The 14,897-nt window shown below is 47.3% G+C and carries 14 protein-coding genes; 3 read left to right on the forward strand and 11 right to left on the reverse strand.

The features are described from left to right. Positions 1 to 136: 136 nt before the first annotated feature. Positions 137 to 1,657: a carboxypeptidase M32 gene (locus L0M14_RS13695; protein WP_311198878.1), complete on the reverse strand. Its 1,521-nt coding sequence runs from the start codon at positions 1,655 to 1,657 to the stop codon at positions 137 to 139. 108 nt (positions 1,658 to 1,765) lie between these two features. Between L0M14_RS13695 and L0M14_RS13700 the strand changes: the two genes are divergently transcribed. Then, a complete protein-coding gene (locus L0M14_RS13700) occupies positions 1,766 to 2,032 on the forward strand; it encodes an iron-sulfur cluster biosynthesis family protein (protein ID WP_235122584.1) in 267 nt (88 codons plus the stop codon). A 115-nt stretch (positions 2,033 to 2,147) separates the two neighbouring features. Beyond that, positions 2,148 to 2,723: a beta-class carbonic anhydrase gene (locus L0M14_RS13705; protein ID WP_235122585.1), complete on the forward strand. Its 576-nt coding sequence runs from the start codon at positions 2,148 to 2,150 to the stop codon at positions 2,721 to 2,723. 191 nt (positions 2,724 to 2,914) lie between these two features. Here L0M14_RS13705 and L0M14_RS31895 read toward each other — a convergent pair whose 3' ends face one another. The 3 genes from L0M14_RS31895 to L0M14_RS13715 all read right to left on the reverse strand — a co-directional run bounded on the left by L0M14_RS31895 (position 2,915) and on the right by L0M14_RS13715 (position 4,479). Further along, the gene (locus L0M14_RS31895) at positions 2,915 to 3,124 is read right to left on the reverse strand and encodes an Imm53 family immunity protein (RefSeq protein ID WP_350340501.1); all 210 of its coding nucleotides are present in this window, start codon (positions 3,122 to 3,124) and stop codon (positions 2,915 to 2,917) included. Between the two features lie 99 nt (positions 3,125 to 3,223). Beyond that, positions 3,224 to 3,739: a helix-turn-helix domain-containing protein gene (locus L0M14_RS13710; RefSeq protein WP_235122586.1), complete on the reverse strand. Its 516-nt coding sequence runs from the start codon at positions 3,737 to 3,739 to the stop codon at positions 3,224 to 3,226. A 221-nt stretch (positions 3,740 to 3,960) separates the two neighbouring features. Further along, on the reverse strand, positions 3,961 to 4,479 hold the full coding sequence (locus tag L0M14_RS13715; RefSeq protein WP_235122587.1) for a hypothetical protein: 519 nt from the start codon (positions 4,477 to 4,479) through the stop codon (positions 3,961 to 3,963). Between the two features lie 159 nt (positions 4,480 to 4,638). On the opposite strand from L0M14_RS13715, the gene L0M14_RS13720 reads away from it, so the two are divergent. Then, positions 4,639 to 5,244 (forward strand): copper amine oxidase N-terminal domain-containing protein, encoded by a 606-nt coding sequence (locus tag L0M14_RS13720; protein WP_235122588.1) that lies wholly within the window; start codon positions 4,639 to 4,641, stop codon positions 5,242 to 5,244. Between the two features lie 90 nt (positions 5,245 to 5,334). On the opposite strand, the gene L0M14_RS13725 is transcribed toward L0M14_RS13720, so the two are convergent. From L0M14_RS13725 to L0M14_RS13755, 7 genes are all read right to left on the reverse strand, one after another. Then, a complete protein-coding gene (locus L0M14_RS13725; RefSeq protein WP_235122589.1) occupies positions 5,335 to 7,461 on the reverse strand; it encodes a hypothetical protein in 2,127 nt (708 codons plus the stop codon). Positions 7,462 to 7,590: 129 nt separating this feature from the next. Further along, complete coding sequence (locus L0M14_RS13730) at positions 7,591 to 8,769, reverse strand: ABC transporter permease (RefSeq protein ID WP_235122590.1); 1,179 nt, start codon at positions 8,767 to 8,769, stop codon at positions 7,591 to 7,593. Continuing rightward, positions 8,766 to 9,482: an ABC transporter ATP-binding protein gene (locus L0M14_RS13735; RefSeq protein WP_311198879.1), complete on the reverse strand. Its 717-nt coding sequence runs from the start codon at positions 9,480 to 9,482 to the stop codon at positions 8,766 to 8,768. Before L0M14_RS13735 ends, L0M14_RS13730 begins: the two co-directional genes overlap by 4 nt. 27 nt (positions 9,483 to 9,509) lie before the next feature. After that, on the reverse strand, positions 9,510 to 11,177 hold the full coding sequence (locus L0M14_RS13740; RefSeq protein ID WP_235122591.1) for an efflux RND transporter periplasmic adaptor subunit: 1,668 nt from the start codon (positions 11,175 to 11,177) through the stop codon (positions 9,510 to 9,512). Positions 11,178 to 11,193: 16 nt separating this feature from the next. Further along, positions 11,194 to 11,769, reverse strand: coding sequence for a hypothetical protein (locus L0M14_RS13745; RefSeq protein ID WP_235122592.1), 576 nt, complete (start codon positions 11,767 to 11,769; stop codon positions 11,194 to 11,196). A 311-nt stretch (positions 11,770 to 12,080) separates the two neighbouring features. Beyond that, a complete protein-coding gene (locus tag L0M14_RS13750) occupies positions 12,081 to 13,541 on the reverse strand; it encodes a sensor histidine kinase (RefSeq protein ID WP_235122593.1) in 1,461 nt (486 codons plus the stop codon). Beyond that, positions 13,534 to 14,802 carry a DUF309 domain-containing protein gene (locus L0M14_RS13755; RefSeq protein WP_235122594.1) on the reverse strand — a complete coding sequence of 423 codons (1,269 nt, stop codon included), beginning with the start codon at positions 14,800 to 14,802 and terminating at the stop codon, positions 13,534 to 13,536. The genes L0M14_RS13750 and L0M14_RS13755 overlap by 8 nt, the downstream gene beginning before the upstream one ends. Between the last annotated feature and the right edge of the window lie 95 nt (positions 14,803 to 14,897).

The raw sequence follows: 14,897 nt of genomic DNA on the forward strand, positions 1-14,897 counted from the left end.
CCTAGTCATTTATGTTACAGTATCCTATGCAGGAGCCCAGAAGTCTGTTAATAACAAGATGAAAGAGGACAAAGAAAAACAGCATCCTGCAGGAGAAAACCTGTCAAAATGCTGTTTGTTGTTAGATTACCTTACATTATATTCCATATATTTCTTTATATTTATCTTCCAAGTATTGAACCAAATAGTCCGGATTCAGTTCTTCTCCGGTCACTTGCATGACGATCTCGCTAGGTGTCAGCAGCTTGCCGTATTGGTAGATTTTATCGGTCAGCCATTCTTTAATCGGCGCGAGATTGCCTGCTTCAATCAGTTGATCAAAGTTCGGCAGCTCTTTGCGAAGTGTGTTCGTGAATTGTGCCGCGTACATATTGCCAAGCGAGTAGGATGGGAAATACCCGAACGCCCCTCCCGCCCAGTGAACGTCCTGCAGCACACCTTCGCCGTTGTTGGCAGGTACGACGCCCAAATATTCTTTATATTTAGCGTTCCACGCCTCAGGGAGATCCGCCACTTGAATGCTGCCGTTAATCAGCTCTTTTTCAAGCTCGTAGCGAATCATTATATGTAAATTGTAGGTCAATTCATCCGCTTCAATTCGGATCAATGAAGGATGAATATGATTGTTGGCCTTGTAGAACGTGTCTACGTCAATGTCATCGATTTGACCTGCAAATGTGCTCTGCAGTTCACCGTAATATCGATTCCAGAACTCGCGGCTGCGGCCTACTACGTTTTCCCAGAAGCGGGACTGCGACTCATGAATGCCCATCGATGTGCCTGTGCACAGATTCGTGCCGACCAGGTCACTCGAGATATTTTGCTCATACAGGGCATGACCGCCTTCATGAATGGTACCAAACAAGGCAGACGTAATATCGTTTGGCAAATATCTCGTTGTAATCCTAACGTCACCCGGGTTCAGCGCCGTGGCGAACGGATGCACCGTCTCGTCCAAGCGTCCTGCTTCAAAGTCATACTGCATCTGATTCAGGATCATCAGGCTGAACTGTTTCTGCTTGGCGATGTCATACTGCTGATCCAAAAAGGATCGGTCCGGCTGGTTCGGCGATGCTTGAATCCGTTGCAGCAGCGGTACAACCTTGCTCCGTAATGCCCCGAACACTTCATCCAGCTTATCTACCGTCATGCCCGGTTCATACATGTCCAGCAGGGTGTTATACTTATTGCCCTCATAGCCCCATAGCTCAATGAACTCTCTCGTCGTGGCCACGATTTTCTCCAAGTAAGGTTGGAACATGGCAAAATCCGATTTATGCTTGGCATCTTCCCAGACTGACTCCGCTTGGGAGGTTAGAACGACATATTCCTGATACTTGTCAGCAGGTATTTTTTTACTGCGGTCATAGTCCTTCTTGCATTCCAGCACCATTTTTCGGCTGATCGTATCCAGCTTCTCCAATTGTTCAGGCTGCATAAAGAAATCGACATAGCCGCCCATCTCCTCGGATGTCGACATGCGAAATACTTCCGCAGACAGCTCTCCAACAACCTCAGAACGTGTGCCTATGCCTTTCTTAGGGGCTCCTGTACGCATATCCCAGTAGATTAAGGCAATGGCCTCCTCATACTGCTTCATTTTACGAACATATGCTTTGAATGATTCCAGCTTCGTTTCAGCTTCCATAGCGCTCATGCTCCCTTCTCCTTCCATTTGTACCTACCGTAATCATACTGTCTCGAAGACCCTGAAATCAAATGCTTGCCGTTTGTGATACAATGAGGGGAAAGGAGCTGATTACCCATGAAAGTGATTTTTACAGAAGCTGCCATAGACAAGCTAACCCCCGTTCTCCAGCATGGCAGCATGCTGAGACTTGTATTTGATACCGAGGGCTGCGGATGCTCCGTAAACGGCGTTCCTACTCTATGGATCGTTGCAGAGCCGTCGTCTGGTGATACAGCTATTGAAGCTGAGCCATTTCAGATGAGTATTCATACTAAGGACGAGATTTATTTCGAGGAACTTATGAAAATTGACTACCAACCTGAAAAAAATCCTATATACTGAAGAGTAATGGTCAGATTTACAATGCGGGTATGAGCTTGGTCGATAAAAGATAAAGCTGCAAGGAAATCTCCGCGGCAGCTAATTTCGCAAATTTCGCTAATATGGAGGGGAAACCATGTCTTTAGTTAATGACATTCTGAACCACAATAACGAATTCGTAGAAAATCAGGAGTACAAGCAATACCTTACGACCAAATTTCCTGATAAAAAAATGGTCGTCCTTACCTGCATGGACACTAGACTTGTCGAGCTGCTTCCTAAAGCAATGAATCTCAGCAACGGCGATGCTAAAATCATTAAAAATGCAGGTGCGATCCTTTCGCATCCATTCGGCAGTATCATGCGCAGCATTATTGTAGCCGTCTATGCATTAAAAGCTGACGAAGTAGTTGTCGTCGGACACTACGATTGCGGCATGACCGGCCTCAACTCGGACCAAGTCCTGAACTTAGCGAAAGAGCGCGGGATCTCGACCGATGTTATCGATACGTTGCAGCATTCCGGCATTGATTTGGCAGGCTGGTTAACTGGATTCGACCATGTCCAGGACGGCGTAGTCAAAAGCGTAAACATTATCCGCAATCATCCGCTTCTTCCTAAAAATCTTCCTGTTCACGGTATGATTATCAATCCCGAAACCGGTAAACTTGACCTTGTGGAAGACGGCTACGCAGCCGTTCTTGCCGAATAAGCCTGTAACGAAAAAAGGTGCTGACTCCTTTAGGAGCGCACCTTTTTTTGCGTTCGAGGCTTCAGACCGCGCCAATCGATCCTGGTGTTCGAAGAAAATAATGAAAATAAAGTAATAGAATGCCGCTGGTTTATTGAACTATTGTTCCTACTTAGCTTAATCACTAAGCTGTTAGGTGCAAGCTTGGTGAATTACAACTTGTTAACTGAAACTGTCCATTTTTTAAAAATTTCGATTATTTCATCTAAATTTAATACTCCTCCACTTCCCATAAAAATTTGGTCTTCAACTCTACATATTAACCAATCAGTTTCTGTACGCTCTATTTGAATACCATTGAACATTTTCTCAAGACTGGTTTCAAGTAAATCAATTCTAATGTACCAACCTGGATTATCCACTGTGCCAATTTTGATAGAACTAACATCTCCCGATAGTTTAATCTAGTAACGGGCAATAACTTAAAAAACATACACAAATAAACAATTGGAGCCATAATCTCATAATTGTAATACAGCCATGATATAATTATAAAAAAAGCCTAAAAAAACTATAAAGCTCAGCATTAAAAGAGATATCCATGAAAATATAAAGTGTTTTTTCTTAGTTATGTAAGAATACAAACTCAAGAAGACAAAAATTATAAATAACAAACCACATCCAATGAAAAGCCATGTTCCTAATCCATGAGAAGATGTAAAAAATTGAGCTTTTGTTAGAATAATCACTGGAAGAATCAAAACTAAAACAATAGATAACACAAGGTACCTAAATATTTCCAAACGGAAATTGCCTAAAGATAGCTTACTTTGTAATTCTTTATCAGACTTAATCAAATAATCCAAACTAACATTGTATAACTCACTTAATTGAACAAGATTAATGATATCTGGAACGGACTTATTATTCTCCCATTTAGAAATAGCTTGAGCAGTTACATGTAATTTTTCTGCTAAGTCATTTTGAGAATAATTATGTTCTTTACGGAGCTTTTTCAACTTATCTCCTATCTCCACTTACATCTCCTCCTTTACTTAGAATATAAACAGAATTAGAAGGAAAAACACCATAGTAATGGTTGTTTTCAGTAAACTTCAATGTAAACTGACAGTTTAAAGCATAAAAGACTGTATATTCTACTCAATATTAGTTAACATAATATTTCTTATTAGTAATAAAGCAGGGATCTCCTAATAGAAAATCTCACAATCATAGTGTCCCCTTACCTATTCACAACTCAGGGGGTAACATGAATTAGGTTTTCAAATTCATTCGCATTGTGCAGGACACTGTGATAAGAGATCCAATCGTAGTATGCAATTCCGAGTGCTTGCGCCATCTTGTAGCATGGTTCCGTGTCAAACAATTCTTCAAATGATTGCGGTTGAAGCCACTCAGCTTGGAAATTTGATTCATGAATCAGACCAAGATTGAAAAACGCTTGGATATCCATCCCCAAGTTATCAATCCGAATTTCATCATCCCAGTTGCAAATATAACGGCTAACCTCTCGCTCATCTTGAAAGAGAAACAGGCTCCAACCGTGATCTTCCGCATATACGTAATGCAGCAAAACTCCTCTATTATTACGGATAATAGCAGGTAAAGGCTCAAAGTTACTCTCTTTAACTACAAACGTAACCCACCCTTGCTTATCAGGCAAAATATACCCTTCCAGCTGCGACTCCTGAAGCAGCTTCACTACCTCTTGCCGATCTTCTCCCCTAAAATGGTAACTTTCGCTAAACTGACTCATATGCCGTTCCCCTCCACTTACTTGAACGCCTGTCCTAGTGAACCATTTAAGAAGGCTGCTTGATTCCCTTATTTTATCACATTTACCAAGTAAAAGATCGTAACTTCTTCAAAATTTTGGCACCTATATGACTAACCAAACTTCGATAGGAGTGAAGCTATGAAAAAATTTGTCCTAGGCTTTGTATGCGGCGCAGTACTAACATCAACGACTGCCGTGTATGCGTCCAGCACCATCCAGGCCTATCTGTTCCCGGTCACCTATCAAATTAATCATCAAAGCAAGGACACCCCCAGTGGATACACAACGATTAACTATGAAGGGCACGCTTATGTGCCTATCCGTTTTGTTGCAGAAAGTCTGGGCCTTGGTATTCGATATGCCGACAGAAACAACATCATTGAAATTATGAAGGAACCGTCAAGCCTGGATGAGAATGCGAAAAAGGTATGGTCCGTTCAGTATCGCTTAACGAATTCACAAGATCAAAGCTATGTCAAAGAACTGCTTGGAATGCCAAGTATCGAACAAGAAGAGGTGTGGAGATACGATTTATCTCCAGTAGACAAGTATACATGGAGAGAAATCGACCATATCGATGTACACGGTCTGGAAAATGGTGATCTTCAGGCACAGATTATCATTCACTGGACGCCACAGCAATTGATTCAAGACGTCGAAATGTGGTACACAGATCAAGAAGGACATCTCATGACTTATTACCTGTACCAGGATGGTTCCACGGCCAGCGCACTTTATGAATAACGCTGTTGAAACTATGAAAGACGCCCTAATTCACAAGTAACGTGAACTAGAAGCGTCTTTATTCTTACGATATATGTGCTTATGGGCTTCCTACATCTTCAATTCTTTCACCAATCGCTTGACCTGCCCGTTCGGCGTATCTATGAGCTCAAACATGTTGATCGTGACATCGTCGTTCAACTGCTGCGATTTGATGTTTCCAAAATCAATAAATTGAATGCCGGACATGACTTTCCCTTCTCCTGTGAAGTTCATCGTCTGGGAGCTGAGGACTCGTCCCGTGACATCGACAACTTCAAAGCCTAGCTTCGAGAAATTGGCGTCTACGATCGATTGATCCAATCTTGTGACATCCATGTCCAGACGCAGTCGGTACGCATAAGAGGAATCTTTATTATACGTAGCGCTGACCGAGTAGTCCTTCACATCGATGGAGAATGGATATAGGGAGACAGGACCTTCTTCCGGCACCTGCTGCAGCTTCGTTTTGTAGGAGCCGATCGTCATGCGGTTAGCATCGTAAATGTTCATAGCCAGCTGATCGCCGCTCTCGTCGCCTGGAAGCATGTACGAGTAGCTGACAATATAGCTTGTATTCGGAGCCAGCTCTTTGGCGACAGATGTTTGTCTGGCCCCAGAATAGGTGTATCCCATACCACTAACGAGGTCGGTTTGGAACTCAGGTATGGTGAGTGTGGTCGTCCCTTTGTTTCTTAGTTTGTATTTCGCGATTACGGTTTTGTAGCCGAAATCAGTATTCTCATGCAGGTTCATTTCGACCAAGGAGACATCCATGTTGTCATCGATCAAATTATTCGAAAGCAGCGGCAGCGGGCTTCCTATTACGTAAGACTCAGCCGCGGAATATGGGGTCACTTCTCCTCCGCTTCCAACACCGGCAAGAGCCGTGATCATAACCGGCCAAGCCGCTTGTTTGGCCGTACTTGCGCTGCTCTGCTCCGTCTGGCCGCTTGATTGCTGGCTGCTGCTGGAGGAGGATGTGGAAGAAGAAGCCTTCTTCTCCATCACAACGAGCTGGAGCGAGTCTGTGTTCAGCCCGACAGGCAGCGTACCGGAGAATCGGAACGTCGTCGATTCGTTCGGGGACAAATAATCCGTACGCACGGAGCTGTCCGCAGAAGCTACGGATACGCCTCCTTTGACCGCTTGAAATTCAGCGGATAAGTCCGGTATGGCAACGATCTCGCTGCTGTTATTCGTAAGAGTTACATTTGCTTGAAGATGCAGTCCATCGGATTGCTTGCTGGCCGCAGCCCACGCTGTGTTGATCGTTAAGCCGTTTGTATCTGTATTCGGATAGGTCTTGCTATCCCCGATTTTGCCGCTGTCAAAGGAAGAGGTCAGATTCAATGAACCCAGCACCGTTGTCTGCACCCCACCTTTGGGAGAGAATAGTAAGCTTAGATCTTTCGTTTCCAAAGAACTCGGAACGACTCCCTGCAAGGTCACCTTCACGTGCTGCTGCGGCAGTAAAGACGCGCCGGAACCGTTCGTCAGCTGCGCTCCATAGGTGAGTCCTTTGTTGTCTTTAAAATTATACTCCAATGCATCTGGCAGCTTCAGCGTCGTATTCCCCAAATTCTCCAGAATTAAGTCTGTGAACACGTTCCAAGCTCCATCCTTGAACACTCTGTAGCTTCCGCCAAGCGAAGCGGTGATCTGAGCATCGTCAGGCAGTGTCGAATCCAGTTCCTGCAAATTGATCACCGCTTGCTGGGATACCGTTTGCCCCTCTTCCATCGCTGCCTCCACGGAAAGCGCCCCTACGTCGGTCATGGCATTGTAATCCCAGCGGAAAATATCCACCTTTAGCTGCCCAGGCGTCAGATCTGAAGGCACCGAGGATAGGAATGAAAATGAGCCCGTTTCATGTGCCTTGACCTGTCCTGATACCTTCTCACTAAGCTTGGCTGTGTAGGATACGCCGTTTTCATCCACGACTTTTACCCCATAGCGGTTAAAATCAACCGTGTTTTCACCGTCATTGTTCAGACCTAATGTGAATCGCAAGGAGCCATCCTCTGCCCCCGCTGATAAGGTTACTTTATCGAGTGTAAAATAGACGGAGCTGTTGATGAACACACCCTCTTTACCCGCGAAAGCCGGCAGCGAGAACGGAATCGTCAGCAAGCTTGCAGCCGTCAACATCACGGCAGAGCGGGCAAGCAGTCTCTTCATCGGCCGCTGTTTCTTCATTCTGTATTCCTCCTAAGAGCTTCCCGCGAAGGGCGGCTCAGTTTGTTGTTCGTTTAGCGTTTGTACCGAGCCCCCGGTAAGTTTTTTATCCCCAACTGAGTATTCGGTTTGACCTTGGCTGCAGGCCCATCAATCGGATCGCAGCGCGTCAATAGGACGCAGCTTGGATGCCTTGTTTGCCGGGTATAGACCAAACACGACGCCGACAATAACGGAGAATAAGAAGGCATACAAGCTGATATCCAGCGAGAGCTTCGTCGTCTGCTTCGGACTGATGTAAGGCAGCGCATACGAAATACCGATGCCTAGACACAATCCGATCAGTCCCCCAAGGCCGCTGATGACGACCGCTTCTACCAGGAATTGAAGCAAAATATTACGCCGTTTGGCGCCGATCGACTTTCGGATACCGATCTCTCTCGTCCGCTCGCTTACCGTGACCAGCATGATATTCATGATCCCGATTCCGCCAACCAACAGGGAGATTAAGGCCACGGCAACCAATTGGTTCGTGAGCGTATTCGTCGCTTCCGTACGCTGCTTGAGCAGCTCATCCTGGTTCGTGAGCTGGAACCCTGTATCGCTTTTAAATTTGTAAGTCAGGTATTGCTTCATCGTCTCCTGAGCCTTATAAATATCGTCTTTGGTAGGAGCTTCCACATAGGTCGTGCGGATCTGGCCGAGCTTGAACTGCCTGCGCGCGGTCTCAAGCGGCACAATCACAGAGTTGTCGGCGGACGATCCGCCAATATTCGAACCTTTCTCCTGCAAAGTACCTATGACCGTGAAGACGATACCATCGATATTAATGTCCTCCCCGACGGGATCTAGCACGCCAAAGAAGGTTTTAGCAACCTCACTCCCGAGCAACGCTACATTGGATCTAAACTCCAAATCTGCAGGCGAAAGGTTACGCCCCTTATCGATCTTTGCCTTAACGATGTTCAAATACCGGTCATTCGTGCCGATGACATTGTATTTTTCCTGGGTACGGTCGTACTTGATATTCGAGCCGTTCTTGGTCATGGTCGGAGCGATAGATTGAAACTCAGGAAAATTTTCAAATTTCATAAGTTCATCATAGTCGAGCTGTGTGGCACGACCGCTTCCCAGAGCGTTGACGACGAGCAGATTCGTTCCCATATTCTCGTACTGCTTGGCAATCTGTTCGGATGTCCCTTGCCCGATTGAGACAAGAGTAACAACCGAGCTAACACCGATAATCACACCTAGCATCGTAAGAAATGTACGCAGCGGGCTCGACGTGACGGTTCGCAGGGACATAAAGATCAGTTCGGACCACTTCATACACTCACCTCTTGAACCGGGCTCTTCGGCGTGTCATTCCGATAATCGTCGATGATCATTCCGTCCTTCAGCGCAACGACTCTCTTGGCATTGTCCGCAATATGATGATCATGGGTAATGAGCACGATTGTGTTCCCCTGCTGGTTCAGCTTAAGAATGAGCTCCAGCACTTCTTCGCCCGTTCGGGAATCAAGCGCTCCTGTAGGCTCGTCGGCCAAAATGAGCGAGGGCGAAATCGCAAGCGCTCTTGCGATGGCCACCCGCTGCTGCTGTCCGCCGGACAGCTCGCTTGGCTTATGATGACCACGTTCGCCCATACCGAGCAGCTGGAGCATCTCGTGACCTCTCTCGCGCCGCTCCTTTTTGCCTATCCCTGCATAGATCATCGGCAGCTCTACATTCTCCATTGCCGTAAGCCGTGGCAGCAAGTTAAACTGCTGAAAAATAAATCCGATCTTCTGATTTCGAAGCTCAGCCAATTGATTATCGGTCAAATTCTGGGTTGCTACACCATCCAGGAGGTAGCTGCCGGAAGTAGGAATATCGAGCAGTCCAATCGTATTCATCAAAGTCGATTTACCGGATCCGCTCGGCCCGATAATGGCCACAAAGTCGCCGACCTGCACGGACAGCGAAATCCCTTTTAGAATGTGAAGCTCTTCTTCTCCGCGTTTATATACCTTTTTTATATCTGTAAGTTCTATAATATTCAAACCGTGCGCACTCCCTTCCGGACAGCCTTATCGATTGCCGCCTCCGCCACCAGCTCCGCCTCCTCTGGTACCGCCGCCACCTCCGCCGCCAAAGCCGCCGTTTTGCTGGAATTGCTGTCTGAAACGGTTAATCTCATCCTGACTCATCGTTTGCTGCTTTCTGGCTACAGGCAGTACGACTTTATCGCCTTCTTGAAGTCCTTCCGTCACCTCGATTTGCGTTTGGGAACGAATTCCAATCTTGATTTCATGCTGCGCATCTACAGTTCCGTCCGGTTTCTTCAGAGATACGAATCGCTTCCCTTGTCGAGATTGCAGCGCCTCAGGGGGAATATAGAGAACACCTTTTTTATCCTGCACCAGAATTTCACCGGTTGCCGTCATCCCATATTTCAGCGCGTTGTCCTTATTTTCCGTTGCAAGCACAACATCGTAGAAGGTAACCCCGTTCGTCGTCGTACCTACCGTAGACACTTGCGTTACCTCAGCAGGGAAAATACGTCCAGGCAGTGAATCAACCTTGATTTCCGCTTTCATACCTTTTTGAATATTCGGCAGATCAAGCTCATCGACTTGCACAGGAAGCTGCATGTTGGCAAGGCTGGCTACGGCTCCGAATTGTGTTCCACTGTCCACCTTGCTGCCCACCCGATAAGCGCTGAGAATGTCATTCTTTTTATTGACGAAGTCAGTGGAGAACACCCCGTCGAATGGCGCCGTGATCGTTAACGCTTTCACTTTCTCCTGGGCCGACTCCACTTTCAGCCTCTGTCGCTCAAGCGCTGATTGCTTGCTGACAATATCGTCGCCGAGCGTGTCGTTCTCAATCGCTGCAATGATATCCCCTGCTTTCACCATATTACCGTCCTTGAAGGGAAGTAACGCGATATTGCCGGGAGCTCCAGCAAGTACATTCGCAATTTTGGAATATTGCAGAACCGCTTTGCTCTGCGAATCCACGGACCTGCCGCCGATGGTAACAGTGCCAAGCGCGTTAGCTCCCGCGTCCATCGAACCGTCATTGGGAATAACTACTTCAATATCAACCAGCTTGCCGCCTTTTCCGTCCGACTTCGGGTCCTTGCCGATCGATTGAATCGAGCCGGCCTTCGTAATCATGAAGCCGTCAATCGTAAGCTCCACCGAATCTCCCTTATGCAGTTGGACAGCATCCTCCATATAAAACGGCAGCGTAACAGTTAATGTGGCAATATCGGAGATCGTCGCCAGCTTGGTCGATTTATTTACGCTGGAGCCCGATTCGACGTTCGTTGCATATGTAATTTTTCCGCTGATCGGAGCGCTTGCCTTCATGCTGCTCTGCTGCTGCTCCAGATCGCTAAGCTCCTTTTGGAGTTCTTCATAACTCAGCTCTGCGTCCTGCAGATCGCTCTCCAAGGTGGAGCTGGTCAGCTCGATCAGCACATCGCCCTCTTTTACCGGCTGATTGCGCGTTAAGTGAATGGATTTGATCTCTGCGTCTACTGGAGCCGAAATAATCTGCGTATCCTTTGGTTCAAATTGGGCCGTTCCTGAAACCGAGGACCGTATATTGCCTTTCTTCACGTCAATCACCGTTTCATTACTCGTTGTAGCCGCCGATTTCTTCCCCTTGGCCACATACACATATGTACCCCCGGCACATACAGCTGCTGCAACGATGATCACAAACCACTTGCTCCGAATCCATTTCATTCCGATTCTTTCCTCCCTACTGCTTGGATTGCAGCAATTCAAGCAGCTGCTGTTCGACGCTCTTGCCCATTCCGCTGCGGCTTGATGCAGCATACCTGTCACTGCCTTGTGGACGTGCCGCTGAGCTGTCATCTTGATTCTCTTTGCGGTGCTGCTCGAATTGCTCGATCATTTGTTGACGTTCCTCGGGTGACAGATTGTCACGGCTGACTGCGCTATTATGCTGACGAATGCGCTGCGCCGTTTGCTTTGCCTCGTTTTCCAAATATGTTTGTTGGGAATCATGAAGCAGCTCTATGACCTGCTCACGTTCTCCCTTCGAAATGCCGCCAGCGTCTTTGCCTTTTTGTACATAAGGAAGCAGGGCCTCAGCCTGCTGCTTGCTAATTGCCAAATCCGCCTGCCGATCCATTCGGATAAGTCCCTGAAAGAGCATCACCATCTGACGCTCGTCTTCACTCTGCACATCTTCGCCTGCATGCTGCTGAACGGACGGCGAAGGCTCCGACTTCGAAGCAGGATTATTCGCGCAGCCCTCTAGAACCCCGGCTACAAGCGCCGCCCCCAGAGCTAAAATCACCCATCGTTTCACAAATCTGCCCCCTTAAAAAGCACCTGCCAAGGAAGTCAACCCTACAAGGATAAACGACTTCGTCGTCCATACAGGACGAATGCGTTTGTCAAAGTTGATGCGAAGTAAACGTATATAACTAACGCTTCGCACTAACTGAGATAAACGGCTTACTCCGTCCTTTAATGACGAGTACGTTTATAAAAAAAATAAGCCGAATTATGGAGTGAAGCTTATAAATTCTTATATTTCAAAAAAATCCTGTCCACAAGGACAGGATACCGGTTAAACATGAAAAATGTTTGTTTAAGTTGTAAAAAAATTGTGAACGGCTAAACAATCCGCGGAAACATCACTTTAAATTCCGTCCCCTCGCCTATTCGGCTGTGAACCTGGATCGTCCCCTTCATTCCACTCACTAGATGCTTCACAATCGTGAGCCCAAGACCCGTACCGTTCTCTCCATCTGCTCTGTGGCTTCTCGCTTCATCCGCCTTGTAGAACCGGTCCCAAATTCTCTCTAACTCTTCCTCGGACATCCCCTGCCCCGTATCCCGCACATAAAGCGCTATCTCCTTGTCCTTAACCTCCAGCGCAACAGTTAAAGTTCCCCCAGCCGGAGTAAACTTTAACGCATTATACATCAGATTCTGAATAATCTGTGCAAAGCGGTCGGGATCCAGATAGGCCATCGCAGGTAAGGTCTCAGAGGACTCTTCCGGCCAAAACACCTGAAGCTGCATTTGTTTCTCGGTAATGGGCTTCTTCAATAGCTCAAGGACATTCTCCACTTTCTGCTTAACTTCAACAGGCCTCATACGGAATACATCGACACCGTTCTGAATGCGGGCCAAATCCAGTAAATCATGTACGAGACGCTGCAGCCGCTGGACCTCTTGATCGCAAATATGCAGGTAATGGGAAAATTTCTCCTGCGGGATCACCCCGTCATTCATAGCAACGATAAATCCCCGAAGTGTCGTCAAAGGCGATCTGAGCTCATGAGAAACGTTAGTTAAAAATTCTTGTCTGGTTCCTTCCCATTCCTCCAGCTGCTCGACCATGAAGTTGAAGCTTGCCGCCAGCTGCCCGACTTCGTCGTGGGATTTGATCGGCACACGCGTCGTAAAATCCCCGCCGGCCAGCTCCAAAGCCGCCCGATTCATCTGCTGCAAGGGGCCAGCCAATTTCCGGGAGATCACATACAGAATGATGCCTACGGCCAGCAGCGAGAAGATTAGCGGCACCAGAATGTTGACCCTCACGGCAGACACCGCTTCACTAATATCCTCCGACGGGATTTGCAGGAAGACAACAAGCGCTTGTCCATTCAGCTGATAAGGCGCATAATACGTGAACATATTGATGCTCCTGCCGCTAGGGGCTTTAAAGGTCACCATTTGGTCGCCGCTGCGCCCGTGAAGCCCTTCGATAAACAGATTGTCCAGTGATCTTGGCAGGCCGACGCCCTCATTATCGGAAGAACCGTTAAGGATCGTCCCTTGATTGTCCACAATCCAAACTTGGCCGTTGATGCTCCGAGCTACAATCCGTACCGTATATTTCAGCTCTCGGGTAGATATCGATCCGTCCTGATAGGACCCGATCAGCCGGGTGATTTCCACAAATCTCTCCTGCAAGAGATCTTTCTTATCCTTATAAAACAAATCCGTAAAATAATAATTCCAGAAAACGAACAAGCCTACGAAAAAAAGCACACAGGTAGCTAAAAAGGATAGAAAGATTTTGAGATACAAGCTTCGCAGCCGGACAGTGATCCATTCTTTAAGCATGCGGCTTCACCTCAAAGGAGTATCCGATGCCCCAGAGCGTCTGGATATTCCATTCTTTGTGCTGACCCAGCTTCTTACGCAGGTTCTTGACGTGCGCATCTACCGTGCGGGTGCCTCCGGCAAAGTCGAAATTCCAGATATAGCCCAGTAAATCCTCTCTTGTAAATACGCGTCCCGGATGGCTCGCCAGAAAATAAAGCAGCTCCATCTCCTTCGGCGTCAGATCAATCCGCTTGTTGTCCACGAGAACGCGGAACTGCTCCAGATCCACGACAATGTTACCGATCTGCAGCACTCTGCCTGATGAATCCGAGCCCATTTTATTAGGATCCGCACTGGACGCCATCGATCTCCTCAGCACAGCTTTGATCCTGGCGATCAGTTCATTGGGATCAAACGGCTTGACCAGATAGTCATCCACGCCCAGGTTGAAACCCCGCAGCTTATCGATCGATTCTCCCTTTGCTGTCAAAAAGATGATCGGAATCTGATCCAGCGGCGCCTCCATCCGGCGTATGCCCTCACAAAGCTCATAGCCCGAAATATCCGGCAGCATAATATCGAGAATAACCAACACCGGCTTCTCCGCACGAATGGTCCGATGTACCTCCGCTCCTCGGGTTAACAGAATCGCTTCAAAGTTGGAATGCTCCAAATAGAGCCGGACCACCTCAGCAATATGCGGCTCATCGTCGACCACGAGAATTTTCCCCTCTGAGCTCATGTTCGGTCTCCTTTTTTGCCTGCGCAGCAGTATCTGCGCTTCCCTCTCCCGAATGACCGGAGTACGATCTCTAACTGTATGTTTATGAATAAGTGCTGGATTCTGGAGGTCGCTGGCACTCTGCCAGGTCAGGCCTTGCTCTTGACATTTTGCCTCACAATACTGAACAAGTTCCGGGTCCGCTATCGGCAAATTGATATCGGTGAAGCTGCGATTCCGGTCTCCCTCTTGGATCAGAGCAATCCGCTCCATTACTACATGTTCAAGCTCGCTGGCACTCAGCCCTAATGAAGCCGTATGCTCGGCATTCAGGTTGCGTATGGCGCTTTGAAGCATTTTAACAGCTCCAGCTGTATTGCCTCTGCGCTCATGGTAAATGCCTACAGCGATTTGAATCAAACCTACATAGGTCTTACTGCGCTCATCTGTAGGGTGCTGCTTCCAATATTCCTCCATCACTTCATGGCATTCGAAATAATCACGTTCCGCATGAAAAAAGATCAAATAGTCCAAATACGCCTCAGGATACGGCTTCATCGCCCAGTCCTCCACCTTCTGAAGTCATCTTTCCTCATGTTACTCCAAATCGCCCCGGTTCGTCCAACCGAAGCGGCTTCAAAGTATTTCCATCG

It is taken from the genome of Paenibacillus hexagrammi (assembly GCF_021513275.1).
Lineage (GTDB): Bacteria > Bacillota > Bacilli > Paenibacillales > NBRC-103111 > Paenibacillus_E > Paenibacillus_E hexagrammi.